Source organism: Zhongshania sp. (genome assembly GCF_041584495.1).
In the GTDB taxonomy this organism is placed as follows: Bacteria; Pseudomonadota; Gammaproteobacteria; order Pseudomonadales; family Spongiibacteraceae; genus Spongiibacter.
On sequence record NZ_JBFHDY010000008.1, the window covers coordinates 15937 to 41376 of the forward strand.

Annotated in this window: 23 protein-coding genes; 21 read left to right on the plus strand and 2 right to left on the minus strand. The window is 51.9% G+C overall.

Annotation, left to right across the window (positions count from 1 at the left end; translation table 11 throughout):
* The first annotated feature begins 28 nt into the window (after positions 1–28).
* The 3 genes from ABYP33_RS02725 to ABYP33_RS02735 all read left to right on the plus strand — a co-directional run bounded on the left by ABYP33_RS02725 (position 29) and on the right by ABYP33_RS02735 (position 2148).
* Entirely contained in the window at positions 29–928 is a 900-nt protein-coding gene (locus ABYP33_RS02725; protein WP_373088107.1) for a D-hexose-6-phosphate mutarotase, read from the plus strand.
* A 228-nt stretch (positions 929–1156) separates the two neighbouring features.
* Positions 1157–1699, plus strand: a complete 543-nt coding sequence (locus ABYP33_RS02730; protein ID WP_373088109.1) for a hypothetical protein — start codon at positions 1157–1159, stop codon at positions 1697–1699.
* A gap of 59 nt (positions 1700–1758) precedes the next feature.
* Positions 1759–2148, plus strand: coding sequence for a CoA-binding protein (locus tag ABYP33_RS02735; protein ID WP_373088112.1), 390 nt, complete (start codon positions 1759–1761; stop codon positions 2146–2148).
* 63 nt (positions 2149–2211) lie between these two features.
* Here the strand turns inward: ABYP33_RS02735 and ABYP33_RS02740 are convergent, their stop codons facing one another.
* Entirely contained in the window at positions 2212–2865 is a 654-nt protein-coding gene (locus ABYP33_RS02740) for a urate hydroxylase PuuD (RefSeq protein ID WP_373088115.1), read from the minus strand.
* Positions 2866–3100: 235 nt separating this feature from the next.
* On the opposite strand from ABYP33_RS02740, the gene ABYP33_RS02745 reads away from it, so the two are divergent.
* The 13 genes from ABYP33_RS02745 (at position 3101) to ispH (ending at position 18322) form a co-directional block, all read left to right on the plus strand.
* Complete coding sequence (locus ABYP33_RS02745; RefSeq protein ID WP_373088118.1) at positions 3101–3886, plus strand: hypothetical protein; 786 nt, start codon at positions 3101–3103, stop codon at positions 3884–3886.
* Between the two features lie 120 nt (positions 3887–4006).
* Complete coding sequence (locus ABYP33_RS02750) at positions 4007–5521, plus strand: fumarate hydratase (protein WP_373088121.1); 1515 nt, start codon at positions 4007–4009, stop codon at positions 5519–5521.
* A 108-nt stretch (positions 5522–5629) separates the two neighbouring features.
* Complete coding sequence (gene sbcB / locus ABYP33_RS02755) at positions 5630–7069, plus strand: exodeoxyribonuclease I (protein WP_373088124.1); 1440 nt, start codon at positions 5630–5632, stop codon at positions 7067–7069.
* Entirely contained in the window at positions 7066–7326 is a 261-nt protein-coding gene (locus tag ABYP33_RS02760) for a GIY-YIG nuclease family protein (RefSeq protein WP_231856161.1), read from the plus strand. The genes sbcB and ABYP33_RS02760 overlap by 4 nt, the downstream gene beginning before the upstream one ends.
* 74 nt (positions 7327–7400) lie before the next feature.
* On the plus strand, positions 7401–9206 hold the full coding sequence (locus ABYP33_RS02765) for an ABC transporter transmembrane domain-containing protein (protein WP_373088128.1): 1806 nt from the start codon (positions 7401–7403) through the stop codon (positions 9204–9206).
* An 18-nt stretch (positions 9207–9224) separates the two neighbouring features.
* Positions 9225–10241 carry an aspartate carbamoyltransferase gene (locus ABYP33_RS02770; RefSeq protein WP_373083339.1) on the plus strand — a complete coding sequence of 339 codons (1017 nt, stop codon included), beginning with the start codon at positions 9225–9227 and terminating at the stop codon, positions 10239–10241.
* Positions 10242–10258: 17 nt separating this feature from the next.
* On the plus strand, positions 10259–10873 hold the full coding sequence (locus ABYP33_RS02775) for an NUDIX domain-containing protein (protein WP_373088131.1): 615 nt from the start codon (positions 10259–10261) through the stop codon (positions 10871–10873).
* A complete protein-coding gene (murJ, locus tag ABYP33_RS02780) occupies positions 10870–12468 on the plus strand; it encodes a murein biosynthesis integral membrane protein MurJ (RefSeq protein WP_373088133.1) in 1599 nt (532 codons plus the stop codon). Before ABYP33_RS02775 ends, murJ begins: the two co-directional genes overlap by 4 nt.
* Positions 12469–12562: 94 nt before the next feature.
* Positions 12563–13492, plus strand: a complete 930-nt coding sequence (gene ribF / locus ABYP33_RS02785) for a bifunctional riboflavin kinase/FAD synthetase (RefSeq protein WP_373088136.1) — start codon at positions 12563–12565, stop codon at positions 13490–13492.
* Positions 13493–13518: 26 nt separating this feature from the next.
* Positions 13519–16341, plus strand: coding sequence for an isoleucine--tRNA ligase (ileS, locus tag ABYP33_RS02790; RefSeq protein WP_373088139.1), 2823 nt, complete (start codon positions 13519–13521; stop codon positions 16339–16341).
* Positions 16334–16855: a signal peptidase II gene (gene lspA / locus ABYP33_RS02795; RefSeq protein WP_373088142.1), complete on the plus strand. Its 522-nt coding sequence runs from the start codon at positions 16334–16336 to the stop codon at positions 16853–16855. The genes ileS and lspA overlap by 8 nt, the downstream gene beginning before the upstream one ends.
* A 21-nt stretch (positions 16856–16876) precedes the next feature.
* Positions 16877–17329, plus strand: a complete 453-nt coding sequence (gene fkpB, locus ABYP33_RS02800; RefSeq protein ID WP_373088144.1) for an FKBP-type peptidyl-prolyl cis-trans isomerase — start codon at positions 16877–16879, stop codon at positions 17327–17329.
* 45 nt (positions 17330–17374) lie between these two features.
* The gene (gene ispH, locus ABYP33_RS02805) at positions 17375–18322 is read left to right on the plus strand and encodes a 4-hydroxy-3-methylbut-2-enyl diphosphate reductase (RefSeq protein ID WP_373088205.1); all 948 of its coding nucleotides are present in this window, start codon (positions 17375–17377) and stop codon (positions 18320–18322) included.
* A gap of 16 nt (positions 18323–18338) precedes the next feature.
* On the opposite strand, the gene ABYP33_RS02810 is transcribed toward ispH, so the two are convergent.
* On the minus strand, positions 18339–18845 hold the full coding sequence (locus ABYP33_RS02810; protein WP_373088147.1) for a GspH/FimT family pseudopilin: 507 nt from the start codon (positions 18843–18845) through the stop codon (positions 18339–18341).
* Positions 18846–19014: 169 nt separating this feature from the next.
* On the opposite strand from ABYP33_RS02810, the gene ABYP33_RS02815 reads away from it, so the two are divergent.
* Genes ABYP33_RS02815 through ABYP33_RS02835 form a run of 5 tightly spaced genes read left to right on the plus strand, consistent with a single transcriptional unit; the run spans position 19015 to position 25429 of the window.
* Complete coding sequence (locus ABYP33_RS02815; protein WP_373088150.1) at positions 19015–19527, plus strand: GspH/FimT family pseudopilin; 513 nt, start codon at positions 19015–19017, stop codon at positions 19525–19527.
* Positions 19524–19964 carry a type IV pilus modification protein PilV gene (gene pilV / locus ABYP33_RS02820; RefSeq protein ID WP_373088153.1) on the plus strand — a complete coding sequence of 147 codons (441 nt, stop codon included), beginning with the start codon at positions 19524–19526 and terminating at the stop codon, positions 19962–19964. Before ABYP33_RS02815 ends, pilV begins: the two co-directional genes overlap by 4 nt.
* Before the next feature lie 2 nt (positions 19965–19966).
* Complete coding sequence (locus ABYP33_RS02825) at positions 19967–21007, plus strand: PilW family protein (RefSeq protein ID WP_373088155.1); 1041 nt, start codon at positions 19967–19969, stop codon at positions 21005–21007.
* Entirely contained in the window at positions 21004–21552 is a 549-nt protein-coding gene (locus tag ABYP33_RS02830; RefSeq protein WP_373088158.1) for a PilX N-terminal domain-containing pilus assembly protein, read from the plus strand. Before ABYP33_RS02825 ends, ABYP33_RS02830 begins: the two co-directional genes overlap by 4 nt.
* A gap of 58 nt (positions 21553–21610) precedes the next feature.
* Positions 21611–25429, plus strand: coding sequence for a pilus assembly protein (locus ABYP33_RS02835; RefSeq protein WP_373088160.1), 3819 nt, complete (start codon positions 21611–21613; stop codon positions 25427–25429).
* Positions 25430–25440: the final 11 nt, after the last annotated feature.

Genomic DNA, 25440 nt, shown 5'->3' on the forward strand with positions numbered 1-25440 from the left:
GATGGATGCTAATAAATTAGGATGAATCATGGTTTTAGATGCCCTCGAGCTGGTCAGTGCTAAGGTCACTTTACTTCCCGCTAGTTCGCTATTTGCGGGTGTTGGGGATTTACCGATACTGGAGTGCACTACCGCAAAATGTCGGGCATTAATTGCTCTACAGGGTGCTCAAGTTTTGTCGTTTTGCCCAGTTGGCGAAGATGACTTATTGTGGTTGAGCCCGCTTGAATCTTTTGAACCGGGTAAAGCGATTCGCGGCGGAATTCCGCTGTGTTTGCCGTGGTTTGGTGTTAATCGCCGTGAACCTGAGTTGCCTAAGCACGGTTTTGCGCGAAATCAACCCTGGGCCTTAGATAATATTGCTGAGTCCGCTGACGGGGATCTGGAAATTAGTTTTCTGTTCCAACCTAGTGAGGCCGATTTGTGCATTTTCCCGTGTTTGTTTTCTGCTCAACTTACTATTTTATTAGCTAATGACTTAACCCTGAGTTTGTCCGTGCGCAATAACAGTGACGACACTATGCCCCTTAGTTTTGCAATGCACAGCTATTTCGCGGTATCGGGCTTGTCGGCACTTGGGCTAAATGGTGTCGAGGGTGCCGAATACCTCGATAACTGTGAGCAATTAGCCCGTTTTATCCAGCATGAAGCGCTGCATTTTACGGGCGAGATTGATCGGGTTTATGAGGGGCTCAGCGGTCAGCAGTGCATAAATGGAACTCAGCGAAATATTGTGATTAATGGCCGGGGCTGCGACACCGTGGTGGTCTGGAATCCCGGTGAGGCGCTCGCTAAAGACATGGCGGATGTTGGCTTGCATTTTTCAGAGTATGTCTGTGTAGAGCGGGGCATGGCTTTTGCCGATGAGCTGCAATTGGCGCCGGGGCAGCAACATCTTGCGGTAATGACGTTGGCGCAAGCGTGTTGATGCTATTTTTGTGTGGTGTTTTCTAGCAGAGCTCCACTGTTGGCGAAATCGCTTAATCTGGTGTCTTTTGGTATATTGGAACTCACTGTGATGGGCTCATTCATACACATAAAAATAATTCTGTTCAGTTTCAGTTAATCTCAATTAGGTATTATTGCTTACACAAGTTAAACGTTACCGCCAATATTTTGGTATTGGCGGTTAGTGGTAAATCAAGAGGGGAATAATATGCGTTTACATTTAGTATTAGTTGCATTGTTATCGACAGCGGTTGTGGCCTGTAGCAGCAGCACCGTGTATAAGCCGGCAGAAGAGCGCGGCGCTTATGGGTACACCGAAACCGAGCTTGGCGCTGACCGTTACCGCGTGACGTTTACTGGCAATAGTCGGACTGATAAAGAGACTGTGAATGATTATGCAATGTTGCGGGCGGCAGAGCTGACTCTGCAGAATGGTTATAATTGGTTCCGTTTGGTGAATCGTGACACTGAAGGCAAGACCCGCACAACTGGCGGCATGTCGGCCATCAATGATTTTGGCGGTCATACGTCGGTGTACCGGCGCTGCGGCCTAGTTAGTTGCGATACCGTTGTTACTCAGACGCCTTCACGTATTAGTGGTGGTGTGTCGACGTCAACTACGCGTACCAATTACCAAGCTTCATTGGAAATCAAAATGGGTAAAAATCCTATGCCCGATGACGCTGAGGCCTATAACGCGCAAGAGTTAGCATCTACCTTGCGTCGCTGGATTGGTCAGAACGCGAAGTAAAACACTAGGTTTAGCTCCAACCGGGCGCTGGTCGCCCGGTTTTTTTGTGAGGTTGAAAAGTGTTTGCCGAAAAAACTAAGGTAGCCGCAGAAACCGTAGTAGTGCTGGGCGCGAGTCCGAAGCCAGAGCGTTACTCGTTTAAGGCGGTAAAGCTACTCACTGATTGCGGGCACAAAGTATTGCCGGTGAACCCTTATCACCCAGAAGTGGCGGGCATCGCCTGCGTGGCGGGTGTTGACCAGCTACAAGACAAAGTTGATACCGTAAGTGTTTATGTTCGCGCTGATTTACTGGGTAAGGATGTTGCGAAAATTATTGCGCTGGCACCGCGCCGAGTGATATTTAATCCTGGTACGGAGTCAGGTGAGATGGTCGAAGTCTTTAGTGCGGCGGGGATCGCCACGGAAGAGGCCTGTACTTTGGTGCTGCTGACAACCGGCCAATTTTAGTTTAGTTTGCGGGCATAAAAAAGGGGGGCACTGGCTCCCCCTTTTTTATCGTTCTGCTGTTATTTAAACAAACTGCAGCAGTGCAACCATGGCCACGGCAAGGGCGATGCTGCAATGCACCACGCCTTTTACGGTCGTCATTGGGCCGGTTTTACCAAATATGGCGTTGAGCTGAAGCAGCGCAATTAAGCCGATGCAAATCCATAGGCCCAAGCTAATAGACGTACCTGCTTTGCTTATGGCGGTGGCACCTGCGGTGCCAGCGCCGTGGAAGGAGCCCATCATGCCGATTAGCATTGGCGCTGAGAACAGGGTGTTAGTCCGCGAGGCTAGGCCAGCTTTTGGCGCTGCCTTGGCCGCGTCACCCGGTACGATGCCACACACGATTTTTTGGTTTGGCCAAATAATCAACCACACGTTGAGGAACATTAGGGTGCCCATTAACGCGCCGATAATGATGTAGCCGTTTAAGCCACGAGCCATGGTGAAGTGCAGTAAGCCTAAGCCGGTAATGAAGGTGAACATGGCGCCCCAGCGGAACCACCATAGCGCGCGCGGTGCGAGCTTTTTAACCGCATCGGCCTTGGCTGCGGGTTCGGCTTCCTTAAAGTATTCTGTTTGCACAAAATTAAAATAATACAGCAAGCCAATCCAGGTAATACCAAATAAAACATGCAGCCAGCGTAGTAGTAAATCTGGGGAGATAAATGCGTCCATTAAAGAATCCTCGTTCGCGTTTTGTCGTTGTCTAATTTTTTTTGTGTGCACTGCAGCGTCGAGTCAATGTACAACTATCTGCCGCGCCGTGTTAGCGTAAAACCGTTGAAGTATAGCAAAGCCGCGGAACTTGGGTAGTAATTGCTGCTCAAATGCCGAATGTGGTGCTTTATGCCCTGTTGCGTCAGTGTCATAATGGTTTTTTTCTGCCCCTAATTAGAGTGAGTTATTAAGCGTGAGCACGGAAAGACAGGAACCAAAAATTTCACTCTCGATTGACGAGGACGATATTGTCCAGGCCCCGCCGCAGCGCAAAGCGCCATCTGCACCGCCACCACCGCCGAATAGCGCAGGCGGCAGTGGCTTTGTGATGTTTATGTTGACGGTGCTGGTATTAGCGCTGGCGGGCGCATCCTATTACTTGTATGAGCAGCTGAGTAGCGCGCAGAAGCAGTTGCAATCTGGGCAGGGGCGGATCGACCTCCTAGAGCAGCGCTTGTCGGTTGCCGATGAAAGTATTAGTGAGACCAGTGCCTCTACCCAGGTAAAACTCCAAGAGATGGATTCGGAGGTGCGCAAGCTGTGGGACAATGTCTGGAAAAAACAGAAAGAGGAACTCGCTCAGCACGACGCTAGTTTGACCATCCAAAAAGCCAATTTAGAAAAAGCTGAAAAGCGCATTGCCGCGCTTGAAGCGAAATTACGGACCAGCGACGAGCAAGTTGCCAAAATTGTAAAGTCTTACAGTGCTGAGCGTGAATCGCTGACCTCAATGGCGAGTAAGCTAGATCGAGTTATTGCCCAAGCTGAAGTAAATCGCAAGCAATTGTTAGACATGGGTAAACAAGTGGCCTCTGGTGGTGCTCTGGATGCGCGTGTTAAAGATCTTGAACGCCGGGTTAGTCAAAATGACGATTGGCTGGATTCAATCAATGCCTTCCGCAAGCAGGTGAATCGCGATATCGAGGCCATGCGTCAGACTATGTCGCAATACCACTCGGGCAGTCCGTCCCCGAGATAAGTAAATAGTGGGGCAGGGCGCCGGGCGATAAGGGCATGGTGTACTACACCACAGCCCTTTAGCTGGTGTATACTCTGCCGCCATTCCGGCCGCTTTCGCCATCATTTCAGGAGTCCTCCGATGACCGTAATTCGTCAAGACGATCTCATTCAGAGTGTGGCCGACGCGCTGCAATACATCTCTTACTACCACCCCGTTGATTTTATCCGCGCTATGGATGAAGCCTATCAGCGTGAAGAAAACCCCGCCGCCAAAGACGCCATGGCGCAAATTCTGATCAACTCGCGGATGTGCGCTGAGGGCAAACGCCCGATTTGCCAAGATACCGGTATTGTTACTGTGTTCTTGACTGTGGGCATGGATGTGCAGTGGGAAGGTACCATGGGTGTGAGTGACATGGTCAACGAAGGTGTGCGCCGCGCCTATAACCTGCCAGACAACGTGTTGCGTGCCTCAATTTTGGATGATCCTGACGGCGCTCGCAGTAATACTAAAGACAATACCCCAGCCGTTATTCACTACCAGATCGTGCCCGGCAACACTGTAGACGTGCATGTTGCGGCCAAGGGCGGCGGTTCTGAAGCAAAATCCAAATTTGCCATGCTTAACCCGTCTGACTCAGTCGTCGATTGGGTATTGAAAATGGTGCCAACCATGGGCGCAGGCTGGTGTCCGCCGGGCATGTTGGGTATTGGTATTGGCGGCACCGCTGAAAAAGCGATGATTATCGCCAAAGAGGCGCTGCTCGACCCCATTGATATTCACGATCTGCACAAGCGCGGCGCCAGCAACCGCGCGGAAGAACTGCGTTTGGAATTGTTTGATAAAGTAAATAAGCTGGGTATTGGCGCTCAGGGCCTGGGTGGTTTAACCACGGTTCTGGATGTGAAGGTAAAAGACTTCCCGACTCACGCCGCCAATAAAGCCGTGGCAATGATTCCTAACTGCGCGGCGACTCGCCACGCTCACTTCACGCTTGATGGTAGCGGCCCAGCGGCGCTGACACCCCCGTCGTTGGATGAATGGCCCGAAGTAACCCGCGAAGCCGGTGATGCCAAGCGTGTTAATTTAGACACCGTTACCCAAGAAGAAATGGCCACTTGGAAGCCAGGCGACACCATTCTGCTCAGCGGTAAAATGCTGACTGGTCGTGATGCTGCCCATAAGAAAATGGTCGATATGCTGGCCAAGGGCGAAGAGCTGCCGGTCGATCTGAAAGGTCGCTTTATCTATTACGTTGGCCCCGTTGACCCAGTGCGCGGCGAAGTTGTTGGCCCCGCAGGCCCGACCACCGCTACCCGTATGGATAAATTCACCCGCACCATGCTCGCCGAAACCGGCCTGATGGGCATGATCGGTAAATCTGAGCGCGGCGATGTGGCCATCGACGCCATCAAGGAGTTTGGTGCTACCTACCTAATGGCCGTTGGCGGCGCAGCGTATTTGGTCGCGCAGGCGATTAAAAAGTCCGAAGTAGTCGGCTTCCCCGAACTCGGAATGGAAGCGATCTACGAATTCACCATTGAAGACATGCCCGTGACCGTCGCGGTCGATGTTCGCGGTGAATCCGTGCATAAAATCGGACCGCAGATCTGGAAGGCTAAAATCGAAGCGCAGGCGATAGAAGTAGTCTGACGTCGGACGAATGACGGGAGACGCTTGATGGGAGACGGTAAACGCTACAGCTTTTGCGTTCGCCGTCTCCCGTTCGGCATTTAGCGTGACGCATTTAAGGAGCAAACCTTGGCAAACCAAACCTTCTACTGGCACGATTACGAAACCTGGGGCGCTAATCCCGCTCGTGATCGGCCGGTGCAGTTTGCCGGGGTGCGCACCGACGCGGATCTGAATATTATCGATGAGCCCCTAATGGTGTTTAGTCGGCCCAGTCCAGATTATCTTCCCCATCCCGAAGCCTGCTTAATTACCGGTATTACCCCCCAGCAAGCCCTGCAAGACGGTGTGTCTGAGGCAGAATTTATTGCCATTGTTCACGCTGAGCTGGCGCAGCCGGGCACCTGTGGTGTCGGTTATAACAGTATTCGTTTCGACGATGAAGTCACTCGCTACACCTTATACCGTAACTTTTTTGACCCCTACGCACGGGAGTGGCAAAACGGCAATTCCCGTTGGGATCTTATCGATGTCGCGCGCTTGTGTCGGGCCTTGCGGCCAGAGGGCATTGAGTGGCCGGTGCGCGAAGACGGCACGCCAAGCTTTCGGCTTGAAGAGCTGTCGGCGGCCAATGGCTTAAGCCACGAGTCGGCGCACGACGCCTTATCCGACGTTTACGCTACTATCGATTTGGCCAAACTACTTAAGCAGCGTCAGCCCAAATTGTTCGATTACGCTTTGAGCATGCGGGACAAGCGCACGGTGGCGGCGATGTTAGATACCGTCTCGCAGGTGCCAGTGCTGCATGTTTCCGGCCGTTTGCCTGCGTCAAAGTTTTGCTCGGCATTGATGATGCCGTTGGCCCTGCACCCCGACAACAAAAACAGTGTGATTGTGTATGATCTCAGTGTTGATCCGCAGCCCTTGATTGATTTGTCGGTAGAAGAAATTTCGGTGCGGGTTTTCAGCGCCACGGCCGATTTGCCCGAAGGTGTTGAGCGCATTCCCCTCAAAGAGATTCATATCAATCGCGCACCTATTGTTGCGACAGCGAAATTGCTGGATGACGCCGTATGCGAGCGTTTACAGCTCGACATGGCCCAGTGTCGGCGCAACTGGCAGCGTATTCGTAAAAGCGGTGATCTTACGGCCAAGCTGCAAAAACTAGTTGGTGGCCGCAAGTTCGCCGAAAGCAGTGACCCCGATGTGATGCTCTATGGCGGCGGGTTTTTCAGTGGCGAAGATCGTCATTTGATGGACTCGGTGCGCAACAGTGATCCAGAGGCTTTGGCGGGGCAGTCTTTTCCCTTTCGGGATCAGCGTCTGCCTGAATTACTCTGGCGTTACCGCGCGCGTAATTACCCTGCGACCTTGACTGGGGCCGAGCGCCAACAGTGGCTGGAGTTTTGCCGCCGACGCCTGCGTCAGCCCGAGCCGGGTCAGCTGGGTTTCGCTGAGTTTCGCCAGCGCTTAGGTGAATTGGCGCTGGAGCGCCATTCTTCTACAGACGCCATGATACTCAATGAATTAAGCGAATATGCCGATGCCCTGGAGCAGGAAGGTTTGTGAGCTCCCCGTGGTGGGTGTATATGGTGCGCAGCCGCAGCGGCAAACTGTATACCGGTATTAGCACCGACCCGGAGCGTCGTTTCCGCGAACATTGTGGCGAGGGTGGGCGAGGCGCACGGTTTTTTCGCGGTGATCCCGCCCAGGCAATCGTCTACCGCGAGACCGCACAAAATCGCTCTGAGGCATCTCAGCGTGAGGCGGCAATCAAAAAAATGACGCGTAGCGCCAAAGATGCTCTTGTTACTTCGCAGGCCTAAAAAACGCTGAAAAACGCCGCTTTCCCGCAGGCTTGATACAGGCGATAATGCCCGCCGATAAACAGGGGAAGGTAATGTCAGATAGCGGTCCAGAGCGAGCAAAAAGCACAAACGTCGGCGTATTGAAGGCCATGATGCAGTTTTTGCGGCCTTATTACTGGCAAATGATCGGTGCCAGTATTGCCCTTGTGTGTACTGCGGCCATTACCCTTTCCATCGGGCAGGGGCTGCGGATGCTGGTTGATCAGGGCTTCTCTAGCAACGCGACTGAAGCCGCTTTGAATCAAGCCTTGTTGCTCTTTACCGCGATGATCCTGTTGCTGGCGGTGGGCACCTTTACTCGCTTTTATTTGGTGTCGTGGATAGGTGAACGCGTTAGTGCCGATTTGCGCAAGGCGGTATTTGCTCACGTGGTGCATCTGCATCCTGGCTATTTTGAAACCAATCTCAGCGGTGAAATTCAATCCCGTATCACCACCGACACCACCTTATTGCAGACCGTCATTGGTTCATCGGTATCCATCGCGCTGCGCAATTTGCTGATGTTTATTGGCGGAGTGATTTGGTTGTTTGTGACCAATCCTAAGTTAACGGCCCTTGTTATGCTCAGCGTGCCCTTGGTGGTGGTGCCCATTATTGTGTTTGGTCGCCGCGTGCGCAGCTTGTCGCGCACCAGCCAAGATAAAATCGCAGGGGTAGGCACCTTTGTTGGTGAGTCGGTTAAAAATATTAAGATGGTGCAGGCGTTTAACCACCAAGAGCTTGATCGCAAGGCCTTTGATGGCCATGTTGAATCGGCGTTTCAGGTGGCTATTGGTCGCATTAAGCAGCGCTCATGGTTGACCACCTTTGTTATTACCTTGGTGCTGGGGGCGGTCACCGGTATGTTATGGGTTGGCGGCCTCGACGTATTGGCGGGTAAAATTACTGGCGGAGAATTAGCGGCCTTTATTTTTTATGCGGTGATGGTCGCGGCATCGGTGGGTGCGATATCCGAGGTCTATGGCGATTTGCAGCGTGCCGCCGGCGCTACTGAGCGGCTGCTAGAATTGCTCGCTGCCGAAAACCTCGTGCCCTCATCAAATACCCCTGTGCCGCTGCCAGTCGAGCCCAAAGGGCATTTGGAATTTGAGCAAGTTTGTTTTAGTTACCCGTCGCGCCCAGAGCAGCAGGCGATAGCCGATCTTTCTTTAGATATTAAGCCTGGTAGCAGTGTTGCCTTGGTGGGCAGCTCGGGTGCGGGTAAATCGACCTTGGTTGATTTGGTGCTGCGCTTTTACGATGTCCAGGGCGGCGCGATTCGCTTTGACGGCATCGATATTCGGGATTTGAGTTTAGATGATTTGCGTTCGCAAATTGCGATTGTGCCCCAGCAGCCGGTTTTGTTTACCGGTACCGTTGCCGATAATATTCGCTACGGTAAACCCGATGCAACGCTGGCCGAAATTGAAGAAGCAGCGCGCAAGGCCTACGCTCATGAATTTATTGAGCGTCTGAGCGAGGGTTACGACAGCTTTGTGGGCGAAGGTGGTATTCGCTTGTCCGGCGGCCAGCGCCAGCGGGTGGCGATTGCCCGCGCTATCTTGGCAGACCCAACCTTATTGCTACTCGACGAGGCGACCAGTGCGCTGGATGCGGAAAGCGAGTACCAAGTGCAGCAGGCCCTAGCGCTGTTAATGAAGGGCCGCACTACCATTGTGATTGCCCACCGCCTTGCCACCGTGGTGGACGTGGATATTATTGCGGTGTTGGATCACGGTAAGTTAGTGGGGGCCGGTAATCATGCCGAACTTTTACAAAGCTCGCCGCTCTATTCGCGCTGGGCGAGTTTGCAGTTTGATGAAGGCAGTAGCAGTGCTGAAGAAATGGTAACAATGTAATTAACGCGGAGCGACCCTTTGAAATTTTCAGGTAGCCATATCCTCTCTATTAGTCAATTTGAGCGCAGCGATATCGAGCGGGTGTTTGAAGTTGCCGACCGCATGGAGCCCTATGCTCATCGGCAGCGCGTGACCAAGGTCCTTGACGGTGCCATTCTCGGCAATATGTTTTTTGAGCCTTCTACGCGAACTCGCGTGAGTTTTGGTTGCGCCTTTAATTTACTGGGCGGCGAAGTGCGGGAAACCACCGGCTTTGAGACCTCGGCGATTGCTAAGGGCGAATCACTTTACGATACCGCGCGGGTTCTTAGTGGCTATAGCGATGTTATCGTTATGCGCCATCCGGTTTCCGGTTCGGTGGCGGAGTTTGCCGCTGCGAGTCGAGTACCGGTGATGAACGGCGGCGACGGCGCTAACGAGCACCCCAGTCAGGCGCTATTAGACCTCTATACCATCCGCAAAGAATTACAGCATCAGGGTCGCAGTGATCTCGACGGCCTGCGTATTGCCATGATCGGTGATTTAAAATATGGCCGCACCGTGCACTCCCTGTGTAAATTGCTGTGTTTATACCGCAATGTCACCGTGGTATTAATTTCGCCCACAGAGTTACAAATGCCGGGCGCGATTGTTGAGCAGCTGCGCAGTGCCGGTCATACCGTGCTTGAGTCCGATGTCATGGAGGGCAGTATCTCTAAAGTTGATATTGCCTATTCCACTCGAATTCAGGAAGAACGTTTTGCCGATCGCGCTGAGGCGGATTTGTATCGTGGCCGCTACCGCCTGAATCAGGCAATTTACACCCGCAATTGCGAACCCAATACGGTCATAATGCATCCGCTGCCCCGGGACTCTCGCTCAGAGGCCAATGAGCTCGACAACGACCTCAATGACAATCCGAATTTGGCAATATTCCGGCAGGCGGATAATGGTGTCTTAGTGCGCATGGCGTTGTTTGCGCTGATTTTAGACGTGGTCGATCAAGTCGATAAAAATGCCCGCGATGTTAACTGGTATACCGAGCGGCGTTTCTGAGGTGGTGCAAATAGCGAATGGCTGATTTCAAGCGCAGTGATGTAGAAATAGATGAAGACCGCGCTGCTTGGCGCGGTTTTTTTCAAGTGCGGGCATACCGTTTGCGTCACCGTCTTTATAAAGGCGGCTGGGGGCGCTGGTTGAGCCGAGAGCTATTTGTGCGCGGCCCCGCGGTGGGCGTACTGCCCTATGATCCCGCGCTGGATTGCATTTTGCAGGTTGAACAATTTCGGGTTGGGGCAATGAACCGCTCGGCCAGTCCTTGGATTTCAGAGTTAGTGGCGGGCATTATCGATAAGCCTGACGAGAACCCCGAAGACGTAGCCCGTCGCGAAGCTTTAGAAGAAGCCGGTTTAGATATCACCGACATGGAATCTATTGCTGAATACTATTCCTCGCCGGGGGGCAGTGACGAGTATTTTTATCTGTTCTGCGGCCGCGCAGATTTAAGCGCCGCCGGTGGCTTTTACGGTTTGGCTGAGGAGGGCGAGGATATCCACGCCAAAGTGATTTCCTTTGCCGATGCCATGGTCATGTTAGATGTTGGTCAGATCGACAATGCTCATAGCTTAATCGCCCTGCAGTGGCTGCGCATACATCGCGATGCATTGCGCCAACGGTGGCTGGCATGAGTGGTGCCGCTGGGGTGAAAGGTCCTGCTAAGCAGCGCGGTTTGCTGCGCTCGAGCTTGTTGGTCAGTGTGATGACCTTGCTGTCGAGAGTCTTAGGCTTAATTCGCGATGTAGTAATTGCCAATTTTTTAGGCGCGAGTAGCAACGCCGACTGCTTTTTTGTCGCCTTTAAAATTCCCAATTTTCTGCGGCGCCTGTTTGCCGAAGGCGCGTTTTCGCAGGCCTTTGTGCCGGTGCTATCTGAGTACCGTGAGAATGGCAGCAAGGAGTCGATCAAGCTATTAGTTGATCGCGTTGCTGGCGCCTTGGGCGGTGTTTTGCTATTGGTGACCTCGGTGGCAGTGTTGGCGTCGCCGATAGTGGCTACGGTGTTTGCGCCGGGTTTTAGGGCAGACCCCGCCAAGTTTCAGCTCACCTCTGACATGATCCGTATCACCTTTCCTTATCTTTTCTTGATTTCCATGACCGGCTTTGCGGGTGGCATTCTCAACACCTTTGGCCGCTATGCGGTGCCGGCGTTCACCCCGGTGCTCCTAAATGTCTGCATGATTGTGGCCGCAGTGTACTTTTCCCAGTACTTTGCGGAACCGGCGATGGCGCTAGCCTGGGGTGTGTTAATGGCGGGGGCGGTGCAAATGGTTTTTCAAATGCCATTTTTGCAGCGCATACAAATGTTGCCGCGGCCGCGCTGGGCATGGGAAGACCCCGGCGTGCAAAAGATTATTACCCTGATGATTCCCGCGCTATTTGGCGTGTCGATCAGCCAAATCAATTTGCTGCTCGACACCATTCTCGCCTCGTTTTTACCCACTGGCAGTATTTCCTGGCTGTATTATTCCGATCGCTTGGTTGAGCTGCCTCTGGGGGTGTTTGCGATTGCCATTGCCACGGTGGTCTTGCCCAATTTGTCGCGGCTAAAAGCGGGTGGCAACGAGTTGGCGTTTGGCGCGACCTTAGATTGGGGTTTGCGCAGCGTGCTGTTGATGGCGGTGCCCGCCACGGCGGCCCTGCTGCTGCTGGCCGAACCAATATTGGTTACCTTGTTTCAATACGGCGAAATGCAGCTTCGAGACGTGACTATGTCGGCATTAAGCTTGCGGGCGTATACCTTGGGTTTAATTCCGTTTATGTTGATTAAAATCTTGGCCCCAGGCTTTTATGCGCGCCAAGACACTAAGACCCCAGTGCGGATCGGTATTATCGCCATGGTGGCGAATATGGTGATGAACCTTGCCCTGGTTATTCCGCTCCATCATTACTGGCAGGTCGGTCACGCAGGTTTGGCCTTGGCCACGGCGGCATCTGCCTGGCTCAATGCGGCCTTATTGTTCCGTGGTCTTCGCCAAAAAGCGGGCTATACAATGCTGCCGGGCTGGGGGCGCTATTGCATGCAGCTGGGCTTGGCGGTAACGGCGATGGCGGCCTGTCTTTGGTATGGCTTGCTATGGATTGATGGTTGGCAGCAGTGGGGCGCGATGCAGCGAGCCCTCCATTTGGGGGGATTATGTATAGCGGGCAGTGGCGCCTATATTGCGGTAATGGTCGCCTGTGGCTTGCGTCTTAAAGATCTGCGTGGCTCAGTGCCTCATGGCTAGGAATGTTGCGGGGCGATTAGCGCAACACTGGCGTTTAGTCGAGCCCCTTCCTGAGTTATAATCAGCCGCTTTGTAAACTACAACGATGGTAGGCATGGAGTTAATCCGCGGATTTAAGCATTTTCGCCCCGAACATCGCGGCTGCGTAGCCACGATTGGTGCTTTTGATGGTGTCCATTTAGGTCATCAGGCGGTGTTACGCCAGTTAATTGCCAAGGGTAAAGAAATGGGGCTGCCGTCGACCGTGGTTTTGTTTGAGCCTCTGCCGAGGGAATTCTTTTCACCGAATGATGCGCCAGCCCGCTTAATGAGTTTTCGCGAGAAGTTTGATGCCCTGCGGGAGTTGGGTATTGATCGCGTTTTGCGGATTCGTTTTACCCCAGACTTTCGGGATCTTACCGCCAGTGAGTTTATTCACACCTTGTTTGTTGCGGGTTTGGGTGTGAAATATATTGTGGTTGGCGACGACTTGCGTTTTGGCCGCAATCGCAGCGGTGATTTTGGCTTACTGCGTAAATTCGGCAATGTTAATGGCTTTGAAGTAGTCGATACCTCTACGTTGCAGTTTGCTGGGGAGCGGGTGAGCAGCACCCGTATTCGCGAAGTCTTGGCTGACGCGGACTTTGCGCTTGCGGAGCGTTTGTTGGGGCGGCGCTACAGCATATCTGGGCGAGTTATCGTTGGTCAGCAGTTAGGGCGCACTATTGGCACACCAACTGCGAATGTGGAGTTGCACCGACTGCGTTCGCCCCTCTCTGGGGTGTTTGCCGTTGAAGTTTATGGCGCAGCAGAGGGTATGTGCCCCGGCGTTGCCAATGTTGGCGTGCGACCCACGATTGGCGATTTATCAAAAGCAATTTTAGAGGTCCATTTACTGGATTTTAACCAGAATATTTACGGCCGCAAAATTCGCGTGGTATTTCGCAAAAAATTGCGTGAAGAAGCGAAGTTTGACGGACTAGACGCCCTGCAGGCACAAATTTCTAGCGATGTAGAGCAGGCGCGATCCTTTTTTGATCTTTAAACCTTTGGAATGTGTAAAAAACCACTATGAGTGAATACAAACACACCTTGAACCTGCCCGAGACCAGCTTTGCCATGAAGGCAAATTTGGCCCAACGTGAACCCGGTATGCTGAAGCGCTGGCAGGAAGAGGACGTTTATCAGCAAATTCGCGACGCCCGTGCGGGGCGGCAGAAGTTTGTACTTCACGACGGCCCGCCGTATGCCAATGGCGATATTCATATTGGTCACGCGGTAAATAAAATTCTCAAAGACATTATCGTTAAGTCGAAAACCCTCAGCGGTTTTGACGCGCCCTATGTACCCGGTTGGGATTGCCACGGCCTGCCAATTGAACTCAATGTAGAGAAAAAAGTAGGCAAGGCTGGCCATAAAGTTGACGCCGCCACGTTCCGAGAAAAATGCCGAGAATACGCCTATAAGCAGGTGAATGGTCAACGCGAAGACTTTAAACGCTTGGGTGTTTTTGGTGACTGGGGCAATCCCTACCTGACCATGGATTTTGGCTTTGAAGCCAATATCATTCGCGCCCTTGGCAAAATTGTCGACAACGGCCACTTGCACAAGGGCTTTAAGCCAGTGCACTGGTGCATGGATTGCGGTTCGGCCTTGGCCGAAGCCGAAGTGGAATACAAAGACAAAACCTCACCAGCGATTGACGTCGCTTTTGCCGCGGTAGATCGCGCTGCGATGCTCGCGGCGGGCGGCTTGCCTGCGGACACCGAGGGCGAGTTAAATTTGGTCATTTGGACCACCACGCCGTGGACAATTCCTGCCAATATGGCAGTGAGTCTGCACCCTGAGCTGGATTATGTGTGGGTGTCATACACCCGCGGCAGCGGCGAGACTATTGTCGTGCTACTTGCCGATGCACTGCACGAGTCTGCTATGGCGCGCTACGGCGTTGAAGACTTTACGATTGTTGGGCGCTGCAAGGGGGCCGCACTCGAAAATTTGCTGCTGCAACACCCGCTTTACAGCCGCCAGGTGCCAGTGATTCTCGGTGAGCATGTGACGACCGATGCCGGTACTGGTGCCGTCCATACCGCGCCAGCTCATGGTCAAGACGACTTTGTGGTGGGTAAGGCTTACGGCTTAGAAGTGCATAATCCCGTTGCTGCCAACGGCACCTTCTTGCCAGACACCGAGTTATTTGCCGGTCAGCATGTGTTTAAGGCCAATGATAAAGTGATTGCGGCTTTATCTGAGCGCCACCGTTTACTGCTGCACAAGCCTTTGGAGCATAGCTACCCCCATTGCTGGCGTCATAAAAGTCCGATTATTTTCCGCGCCACACCTCAGTGGTTTGTCAGCATGACGCAAAACGGACTGCTGGATACCGCGATGAAGGAAGTGGATGCCGTTAACTGGATGCCCGGCTGGGGCCGTGCGCGTATTGAGTCGATGATGCAAGAGCGCCCCGATTGGTGTGTATCGCGTCAGCGTACTTGGGGTGCGCCAATTGCCCTGCTCGTGCACAAAGACACGGCGGAGCTGCACCCGAATACGCCCGCACTGATCGAAGAGATTGCTAAGCGGGTTGAGGGAGCTGGCATTCAAGCGTGGTTCGACCTTGAGGTCAGTGAGCTGTTGGGCGACGACGCCAGCGACTACGTAAAAGTGAGCGACACCCTCGATGTGTGGTTCGACTCCGGTGTCACGCACTATGCAGTGCTAGCGCAGCGCGATAACTTGCAGTTTCCCGCCGATCTCTATTTAGAGGGCTCGGATCAGCATCGCGGCTGGTTCCAGTCGTCTATGCTGACCTCGGTGGCGACCAATGGCTGCGCACCCTACAAGAGCGTACTTACTCACGGTTTTGCCGTGGACGCCCAGGGCCGTAAAATGTCGAAGTCCGTCGGCAATGTGGTTGCGCCGCAAAAAGTCATGAACACCTTGGGTGCCGATATTTTACGCCTGTGGGTGGCGGCAACCGATTACCGCAATGAGATGACGGTTTCTGACGAAATCTTTAAGCGCACCGCTGACTCCTATCGTCGCATCCGCAACACCGCGCGTTTCTTGCTTGCCAATATGGCAGGTTTCGAACCGAAGGAGCATGCCGTTGAACTTGGCGATATGCTGGCCATGGATCGTTGGATCATGCACCGCGCCGCCGAGCTGCAAGATGAGATCGTCGCCGCATACGAGGCGTATCAATTCCATTTGATCTATCAGAAGTTACATAATTTCTGCGTGTTGGAGCTGGGCGGCTTTTATCTGGATATTATTAAAGATCGTCAGTACACCACCAAGGCGAATAGCTTAGCCCGGCGGTCGGCGCAAACGGCGATGTACCATATTGCCGAGGCGCTGACCCGCTGGATTGCGCCAATACTGAGTTTTACTGCCGACGAACTGTGGGAACACTTACCCGGTGAGCGCAGCGGCACCGTATTTGCTACGGAGTGGTATCAGGGTTTGAGTCGTATGGATGCTGATGCTGAAATGGACAGTGATTTTTGGGAAACGGTGCAGTCGGTTAAGTCAGCGGTTAATAAAGTATTGGAAGGCGCCAAAAAAGAAGGCTTGGTTGGCGGCAGCCTGGCTACCGAGGTGACTTTATTCTGCGATGAGAGCCTGATGAACAGTTTGCTTAAATTGGGCGACGAACTGCGTTTCGTCTTGATTAGTTCTGCTGCCCGTTTAGCGCCGCTGTCCGCCGCCAATGAGGCAGTGGCTACCGATGTTGACGGTTTACAGGTGCGCGTCGCCGCCAGTGACGGCGAGAAATGCAGTCGCTGCTGGCATCATCGTGAAGAAGTCGGTCAATCGTTAGAGCATCCTGAATTGTGCTTCCGCTGTATTGATAACGTCGACGGCAATGGCGAAGTGCGGTTTTATGCTTGAGTCTGGGGTGAGCTTCGAGCAGGCGGCTGAGCGGCGCAGCAGGGTGTTTTGGCTGTTGGTGGTGGTCGCGGTTATTGTCGTGGATCAGATCACAAAGTACCTTGCCAACAATACGCTGGGCTACGCCCAACCCCATCCAGTCCTGCCGGTTTTAGATATCACTTTGCACTATAACCGTGGCGCCGCATTTAGCTTTTTGAGTGATGCAGGCGGTTGGCAGCGCTGGTTTTTTTCGATTATAGCGCTGGCGGTAAGTATTTATATTGCGGTCTGGCTGCAGCGCCTCAAACGTGAACAATGGCTATTGTCGCTGGCGCTGGCGCTGGTGTTAGGCGGCGCATTGGGTAATTTGTGGGATCGCGTGTGGTTTGGCTATGTTATCGATTTTATTTCGGTACATTGGGATCACCACTATTTCCCCACCTTTAATATTGCCGATGCGGGCATTAGTGTTGGCGCAGTGCTGTTGCTGCTCGATATGTTTTTAAATCCCGAAACTGAAAAATCATCCTGAGGGATGAGTGGACTCGATTGAATGACTGATATGCAAATTGCTCCTGGCACTGAAATTACTCTGCACTTCGCTTTAGGTATTATTGATGGCGATGAAGTCGATTCTACCTTTGGCGGTAAGCCCGCTACGTTTAACTATGGCGACGGCAGCTTGCTCCCCGGTGTTGAGGCCAAGTTGCTTGGCTTGAGTGCGGGTGCGAGCGAAACGTTTACCCTGGCGCCAGAAGATGCCTTTGGTCAGCGCAATCCGGCCAATATTCAGCGCTTTCCCCGCAGTCAGTTTGCGGCCGACATGGTGCTTGAGGAGGGGGTGGTGATTTCCTTCGCCGATGCGGCGCGGGCGGAATTGCCCGGCGTGGTCAGTGAAGTGAGCGATGAATCGGTTATGGTTGATTTCAATCATCCCTTGGCTGGTCGTCGCCTCGCCTTTCGAGTTGAAATTCTGAAGGTAAGCGCGCAGGCTCAGGCCAATTAGGCGTCATTGAATAAGGTGGATGTAGTGGTAGGCACAAGCAATAAAATGCCGATTATGATGGCTAATCCCCGGGGGTTTTGCGCGGGGGTAGATCGCGCCATCGAAATTGTGAATCGGGCCTTAGACGTCTTTGGCGCGCCAATCTATGTTCGCCACGAGGTTGTTCATAATAAATTTGTGGTTGAAAATCTTCGCCAACGCGGCGCGGTATTTGTCGACGAGCTTATTGAAGTACCCGACGATAAAATCGTGATCTTCAGTGCTCACGGCGTTTCGCAAGCGGTGCGCAAAGAAGCGCAAACCCGTGGTTTAAAAGTATTTGATGCCACCTGCCCCTTAGTAACCAAGGTTCATATGGAGGTGGTCCATTTTAGTGGCGAGGGCCGCGAGTGCGTGTTGATCGGCCACAAAGGTCACCCCGAAGTAGAGGGCACCATGGGCCAGTACAGCGGTGCTCAAGGTGGTGATATCTACTTGGTTGAGGACGTTGAGCAGGCTTTGGCGCTAGAGGTGCAAAATCCTGGGCGCCTGTCTTTTGTTACTCAGACTACCTTGTCGATGGACGATACGGCTGCGGTGATCGACGCGCTGCGCCGTAAATTCCCTAATATTGAAGGCCCGCGTAAAGACGATATTTGCTACGCCACCCAAAATCGACAAGACGCGGTCAAAACCTTGGCCGAGCAGGTTGATTTGGTCTTGGTGGTGGGTTCGCCAAATAGCTCTAATTCCAACCGGCTTCGCGAACTGGCTGAGCGCATAGGCTGCAAGGCCTATTTGATCGACAGTGAGACCGATATTCGCAGTGAGTGGCTGGCTGATAATCCCCGTATTGGCATTACCGCTGGGGCGTCTGCACCGGAAGTACTGGTCCATGCGGTAGTGCAGCGGCTTTGTGAACTCGGCGCGCAAGCCCCCGTAGAGCTAGCGGGTCGCCCTGAAAATATCACGTTTTCACTGCCTAAAGAGTTACGTTTAATCGATATCTCGTAAAATATGCGCTGGCTGCCTATGGGCAGCTGTTACTTGGGGACTTTTGCAGTCGCAGCCGCCCTCCAATGCTGATAACTAACTGGTATTTGTCAGTTAAACCAGACTTGCACAGACTTATGGTGCCAGCTTGGAACGCGCCACTGGCAGTGGCTGCACGGCCAGTGGGCAGGTAAGAAACGTAGTTAGCCACCCAGCGGTTGCCACTAATATAAATATTTTCGTGGTCTGTTGCGGTATACAGGCTAGTCTCAGTATTCTCTCGTTGACCGTTGTCGTTGCTGTCGACAAACAGTTCGACGCCGCTGCGCCAGTCACCATTTTGATTCCAAACACTGACCCGCTGCTGCTGTGAAATGGCCGTGGCGCGGGCGTTTGTCAATAAATGATAAAGATTGTAGGCGGCGCTCCGGAGCTGCTGCTGTTGAATAAAATGACTCATGGCCGGAACCGCAATTAGGCCTAAAATAGCACTGATTGCCAAGGTGCTAATCAGTTCGATCAGGGTGACCCCTCGGTTTTCCATTATGGACTCCTTTCCATAGTGGCTTAAACTGCATGTTATTGGCGAGAAAGTATATTAGGAACTATATTTCACGGGATATTGTTCATTCTTGATCCTATTTGGAGTCAAGCCCGTAGCAAATAACTTTACGTAAGGTTAAATGAAAGTCAAGGATAGCAAGGGATCTGGGATGTTGCGTCGGAATGCATTGGTGGCAGGCTATACCCTTATCGAGTTAATGGTGACCGTTGCCGTGGTTGCTGTGCTTGCGACGGTGGCTATTCCCAATTTTAGCGCGTTTATTAGTAATTCTCGCGAGCGAGCGGATGTCCAGTCGATGTTGAAGGCACTTGTGGCGGCGCGTTCTGAAGCGGTAGTCAGGGCGCGCCCGGTTATTTTAACCGCTAACGGCGGTGACTGGGCTAAAGGCTGGCAAACTTGGGTCGACCTGAATGACAGCGGTAGCTTTGACGCTGGTGAGGCGTTCAAGGAAACGCCGCCAATAAAAACCAACGCCAAAATCACGGCTAAAATTGGGACTTCCACGGTGGACAGTGTGACCTTTGATAATCAAGGCTTTATCCAGGATTCAAAAGCGGTGGTATTAAGCTACCGTAGTGAGCCGGAAAAATGCAGTCATGATCGCGATATCAATATCACCGCGAGTGGTCAGGTCACGATTACGGATCGGGTTTGCCCATGAGTCGTTATACGCAGCGCGGCGTTTCCCTACTTGAGGTGCTAATTGCGGTGCTTATCACGGCAACTGGGGTGTTAGGGGCCTCCGCATTGCAATTAAATTCGGTCAAGTTTAATCAAGTGGCCAATATCCGGTCTGCCGCAGTATTCCTGTCTAACGACATAACAGATCGAATGCGAGCAAATAGAACGCTTGCGCTGGCAGGGCGTTATGACATAGCCGTTGACGATGATGCGCCAGAGGGCGACACCATTGTCGACATTGATTTGCAAGAATGGTTGGCTGAGTTAGCGCTGCGTTTGCCGGAAGGTGATGGTGCAATAAGTCGCGATGGCAATGTCATTACAGTTACTGTGCAATGGGATGAAGGACGTTTGAGTAAATCACGATTAGCTGGTGGCGGTAATGTTCAGAGCTTTGTATTTGTGACGGAGTTCTGAACATGAAATTTAACCGCGTTAAACAGCTCGGCTTCGGGTTAGTTGAATTAATGATTGCAGTGACATTGGGTATTTTGCTCAGCACTGCGGTTATACAGGTATTTTTGGCGACCAGTACCAGCTCTAAAATGCTGGATTCAATGGCGCAAATTCAAGAGAACGCACGGTTTGCTATGCGCTTCTTGTCCCGCGAGATTCGGATGGCGGGTTATATGGGCTGCAGCTCGATTGGCGCCGCAGGCTTCAATAACATTGCGCTTCCGACAAGTCTGGCTATTTTCTCGCCAGGTACGGCGCTTGTTGGCGTGGATGATGTGGGGGCGAGTGATGCGATGTCAGCAGTGGTGGGTACCGATCGCTTGACTATACGCCGCGCGTCAGACCAATTCGTTACCCTTACAGGAAATTTAGCACCAGATAATGCCAATATAAAAATCGAAGACAACTCCATTGGTTTCGTTAAATCGGATTTTGTCATGGTTACTGATTGTTTAAACGGCGACATGTTTCGAATAACCAATACCCCGAAGAAAAAAGGAGAGGGGACAGCGACATTAGTTCACTCGAATGGCAGTAATTCTGATAATCGATTGAGTAAAATTTACACCGGCGAAGCCGAAGTATTTGGTTTTCAAGTCATAGATTTTTTTATTGGCGATACTGGCCGAAAAAGCTCGGCGGGCAACCCGATTAATGCGCTGTATTTTCAGCAGTTAACCTTAACATCTGGTGGCGTGGCGACCGGCCCGATTGAGTTGGTGGAAGGGGTTGAAAATATGCAGCTGAATTATGGTGTAGACACCAATGCTGATCGCGCGGTCGATGTATATCAAACTGCAGCAGAGGTAGCTGATTGGGCGACGGTGTTGAGCGTGCGCATTGAGCTAATTATGTATGGCTCGCAAGACAATGTGGTGGGTAGAACGGGCGCAGCTGATGCGCAGCAACTCAGCGATGCCTCTGGTGATTTGGTCGCTAATAATGATGGCCGTCTGCGTCAGGTATTTACCAATGTATTTACTATCAGGAATCGATTGCAATGAATGGCCTAGCCCGACCTACTTGGCGACCATACCGCTCGCAGCGCGGCGCGGCCTTGATTGTGAGCCTGGTATTTATGCTGATTTTGACCATTATCAGTATCGCCTCTATGCAAACGGCAACCTTGCAGGAGCGCATGGCGGGTAATATGAAGGAAAATACCATTGCCTTTCAGTCGGCAGAAGCCGCTTTGCGCACAGCTGAAGGGGTGCTGCGCAGTGGCGTGCTGCCGGGTTTTGACGGTACTGGTGGCTTTTATCAATCTTGTCCAGATCCAGCGGATACTCGCGACGCCTGCAAATATCCGGCATGGTCAGATTACGATTCCAAGGGCTGGTTAAGCTTGCAAAATAAAATACCTGATGCCGCTAAGCAGCCGGAATATATTATTCAGCAATTGAACCGAGCTGGTAATAAAAATGATGTGCTGGATTCCGATCGCCCGGTTTCTCGCGACGGCTTTTATCGAATCATTGCCCGTGGTTATGGGTATAGTGATAGAAGCATGGTCGTATTAGCTACCACGTATAAACGACAAGAGTTGTAAGAGCCATTGTCGGCTTTACACAAAGATCACAGCGCGCAATAGGCGTAGGGGAAAGCTCATGCAACAGCAAAGTAAATATGCACCAAGCGTAGGCAAAAAAATAGGCTTGCTTGCGGTCGTGTTTGTGATGGCTGCGGGCCTTTCGCTACCCGCGTCAGCGCAAGTGTCTTGCACCGTGACAGAAACCTCCATTGCTGATATTGGTAAGAATAATAGTAACGACAGTTATGTTTACTCGACACTTTCCAGTATTGACCGAGTCGTAAGCTATGTTTTAAAAAACGGTAATGCGAGTAGCTGCCCAAGTTCAGCGTTTCGTACCAGCGGTAATATATTAACGGTACTGAATGACAAGGACTTCTCCTATACGTGTATTGCCAAGGTAACGGTTGAAGGTAAAAAATTGGGTTGTACCGATCCCGTGGCTACGAGCTTAGAGGGTATAGCCCAGGCCCCTTTGTTTTTGACTCAAGCGATACCGCCCAATGTAATGTATGTGCTCGATGACTCGGGCTCAATGCAGTTCGAATTAATGCCTGATGATATCATCGCCGGGAGTAGTCGCTATATATTCCCTCGTGCAAACGGAATTTACGGCGGTAGTGATTATTCCAATTATGTGCCTACCGTTGACGATAACGATCCTTATAATGCGCGCTCGCGTTCACCGCAAATTAATAGTCTGTATTACAATCCGTCCTCCACTTATTATCCATGGGTAAAATCGGATAATAGTAGCTACCCAAATGCAAATCCGGTGTGCGCACTGCATAATCCAACGCGCACGACGCTGTTACCAGATGCCGCGTTTTGTCGAAATTTGACGGTCGATAATAGCAATTACAATAGTAATTATTGGTTTAGTTGCAAAAGTGATAATAGCTGCACCAGTACCAATAGTATTAAAACATTTTGGCCGGCAACCTATTTTTGGTACAAGGGCAGCGGCAGTTATTGGAATTGGGCAAGTTACGAGCGGAAGCAAATTAGATCGGGTCAAACCTTCACTGGTCACGGCCGGGAAAAGCGTGACGACTGTGTCGCGGCTTCACTGGGGGTGTGTACTTACGCTGAGGAAATTCAAAACTTCGCTAACTGGTATACCTATTATCGTTCGCGAGTATCAATGGCGAGAGCGGGCTCTGGCTTTGCCTTTGTTAGCCAAAGCAGCGGATTACGGATTGGCTTCGGTAGTATAAATCAGTCCAGTACTACGGTAGATGGGGTGAACTCTGAGGTTGTTGTTAAAGGCGTGCGGAAGTTTGAGGGCAGTGATCGAGATGCGTTTTATGACGCACTATATGGTCGTGATATTCCCAACGCAGGTACGCCTTTGCGGCGTGCTATTGATGCTGTCGGCACTTACTATAAACGTACCGATAATAAAGGACCTTGGGGTACTACCCCTGGCACGAATGACACGAGTACTCAGTTGTCTTGTCGGCGCAATTACACGGTATTAATGACGGACGGCTATTGGTCTGGAAGTTCGGTGTCTGGCGCTGGCGGTAATAATAACGATGGCACGGATAATCCGACCCATACCGGGTCTGCGGGGCAAAGCTATCAGTACAAAGCGGTTTCGCCGTTTAAAGACAGTCGCAGCGACACCCTCGCGGATGTGGCAATGTATTACTGGAAAAATGATTTACGCAGCGATATGCCCAACACGCTTGCGGAGACGAAAGATAACCCAGCCTTTTGGCAGCATATGGTTACCTTTGGTGTCGGCTTGGGGGTGGCCGGTACGATTGATCCTGCGACGGCATTTGCCGCAATAAAGAGTGGCGCCAATATCGATTGGCCAAATCCAACCAGTGCCGACGCCCACAAAATTGATGATTTATTGCATGCTGGTGTGAACAGTCGCGGCGGATTCTTTAGCGCGGCAGAGCCTGCTAAATTTGCCAACGACTTGTCTGGCGTACTGGACACCATTGCTAGCCAAAGTAAATCGTCGGCGTCGTCAATAGCCTCTAACTCAACACGCTTGGACTCAGGCACGTTGGTGTACCAGGCGAGTTTTAATAGTTTGGATTGGGCTGGTCGGATTGTCGCCTACAATTTAAATTCTGACGGCAGTTTGAAAGGGGTGGCTTGGGATTCCAATAACAACAGTATTGCCAGTGCCGCCACGCGTAATATTGTTGTTGGCTTGGGCGCGCCAGGTACTTTAGTGACGTCGGCTATTAGCTTTACGGGAAGTAATTATAATGCGCTTTCCTTAAGTTTACAGGCGGCGTTGCTTGCCGGTGGCTCGCCAACGACCGCATTAGATCGGCTGGCGTGGCTGCGTGGAGACAAGAGCAAGGAAGGCATTACCATGCGCCAGCGCTCCACGCCATTGGGCGATATCATTAACTCAGATCCCTATTTTGTCGATAATTTAGCGGACTATGGTTTTGGGGTTCTGAGCGGCACTGAAGGCAGTAGTTATAAAACCTTTTTGAATGCGAAGAAATCTCGCACATCAATGATTTATGTTGGTGCTAACGATGGCATGCTCCATGGCTTTGACGCGCTGACGGGCAAGGAAAAATTCGCCTACTTGCCAGTGGCAAGCTTTCCGAAATTAGCGGCGTTAACCGACCCTGCTTATGTGCACAGCTACACAGTAGATGGTTCGCCGCGGGCGAGCGATGCCTATATTAACGGGCAGTGGCGAACCGTGTTGGTTGGGTCTATGGGTGCGGGTGGCAAGTCGGTGTTTGCCATCGATGTTACCGACCCGGCCTCCTTAACCAAGAGCAATTTCCTGTGGGAAAAAGCGACATCGTTGTTAGATACCGACAAGCTTGGTGTTGCCATGAGCGAGCCGGTAATTGCGCGCGTGGACGCTGGTGATAAATGGGTAGCCATTTTTGGCAATGGCTACGCCTCTGGAGACAATGTGAAGTTATTTGTCGTCGACCTGGCGACAGGCGCTGTATTGAAAGCAATCGATACCGGTGTTAGTGGTGTCGGTAATGGGCTGGGTACACCGGTCCCCGTCGATGTTGATAGCGACCGCATAACTGACTATGTTTATGCAGGTGATTTAAAAGGTAATCTGTGGAAGTTTGATTTTACTGGTAATTCAATTGCAACATGGGATGTTGCGTTTAAAGACGGCAGTGTTCCAAAACCACTCTTTCAGGCCGTGGATAATAATGGCCTTGCGCAGCCCATTACGGTACGACCCACGGTTGGGTCTCACAAAGAAAGTGGTTACATGGTGTATTTTGGAACGGGTAAATACTTTGAATATGCCGATGCCGTCGTGAGCAGCAGCCCACAGATACAAGATTTTTACGGCATAAGAGATGTCGGTGCAAGAGTGCTTAATCGTAGCGATTTAGTTACCCAAACCGTGGTTTACGAAAATACTGGAACGCTTACTGACGGCAGCAGTAGTGCCTTCCCGGTGCGCTTGGTTAGCAATAATAGTGCGACCAGCGCCCCAGTATATGGTTGGCATCTGCGGCTATTGGCGCCATCTGGGATCGCAAATGGTGAACGCGCGGTATCAAAGCCAATACTGCGAAATGGCCGTATTATATTTACTAGCATTATTCCGAATAGCGATGCCTGTGGTTACGGTGGCCGGAGCTGGTTAATGGAGCTTGATGCGAACAATGGGGGGCGTTTGAGTAGCCCGGCCTTAGATGTAAATGCCGATGGCAAGGTTGATGAGCTAGATCAAATCTTGTTTGAAGGTAAGTACTACCCCATCAGCGGCCGTGGCAGTGACGAAATGATAAAAACGCCGGGCATTATTGGCGCTGGCGACCTTGAATATAAATATACCTCTGGTAGCAGCGGTACAATCGGTGTGGTCACTGAGTCTGCGGGTGAAGGTGAGCTATTAGGTAGGCAGTCTTGGCGGCAGTTTCAATGAGGAGTAAATGT

Coding starts and splice junctions, on each gene's coding strand:
- ABYP33_RS02725 (WP_373088107.1), top strand. CDS start 29: ATGGTTTTAGATGCCCTCGAGCTGGTCAGTGCTAAGGTCACTTTACTT.
- ABYP33_RS02730 (WP_373088109.1), top strand. CDS start 1,157: ATGCGTTTACATTTAGTATTAGTTGCATTGTTATCGACAGCGGTTGTG.
- ABYP33_RS02740 (WP_373088115.1), bottom strand. CDS start 2,865: ATGGACGCATTTATCTCCCCAGATTTACTACTACGCTGGCTGCATGTT.
- ABYP33_RS02750 (WP_373088121.1), top strand. CDS start 4,007: ATGACCGTAATTCGTCAAGACGATCTCATTCAGAGTGTGGCCGACGCG.
- ABYP33_RS02765 (WP_373088128.1), top strand. CDS start 7,401: ATGTCAGATAGCGGTCCAGAGCGAGCAAAAAGCACAAACGTCGGCGTA.
- ABYP33_RS02775 (WP_373088131.1), top strand. CDS start 10,259: ATGGCTGATTTCAAGCGCAGTGATGTAGAAATAGATGAAGACCGCGCT.
- murJ (WP_373088133.1), top strand. CDS start 10,870: ATGAGTGGTGCCGCTGGGGTGAAAGGTCCTGCTAAGCAGCGCGGTTTG.
- ribF (WP_373088136.1), top strand. CDS start 12,563: ATGGAGTTAATCCGCGGATTTAAGCATTTTCGCCCCGAACATCGCGGC.
- ileS (WP_373088139.1), top strand. CDS start 13,519: ATGAGTGAATACAAACACACCTTGAACCTGCCCGAGACCAGCTTTGCC.
- lspA (WP_373088142.1), top strand. CDS start 16,334: ATGCTTGAGTCTGGGGTGAGCTTCGAGCAGGCGGCTGAGCGGCGCAGC.
- fkpB (WP_373088144.1), top strand. CDS start 16,877: ATGACTGATATGCAAATTGCTCCTGGCACTGAAATTACTCTGCACTTC.
- ispH (WP_373088205.1), top strand. CDS start 17,375: ATGCCGATTATGATGGCTAATCCCCGGGGGTTTTGCGCGGGGGTAGAT.
- ABYP33_RS02810 (WP_373088147.1), bottom strand. CDS start 18,845: ATGGAAAACCGAGGGGTCACCCTGATCGAACTGATTAGCACCTTGGCA.
- ABYP33_RS02815 (WP_373088150.1), top strand. CDS start 19,015: ATGTTGCGTCGGAATGCATTGGTGGCAGGCTATACCCTTATCGAGTTA.
- pilV (WP_373088153.1), top strand. CDS start 19,524: ATGAGTCGTTATACGCAGCGCGGCGTTTCCCTACTTGAGGTGCTAATT.
- ABYP33_RS02825 (WP_373088155.1), top strand. CDS start 19,967: ATGAAATTTAACCGCGTTAAACAGCTCGGCTTCGGGTTAGTTGAATTA.
- ABYP33_RS02830 (WP_373088158.1), top strand. CDS start 21,004: ATGAATGGCCTAGCCCGACCTACTTGGCGACCATACCGCTCGCAGCGC.
- ABYP33_RS02835 (WP_373088160.1), top strand. CDS start 21,611: ATGCAACAGCAAAGTAAATATGCACCAAGCGTAGGCAAAAAAATAGGC.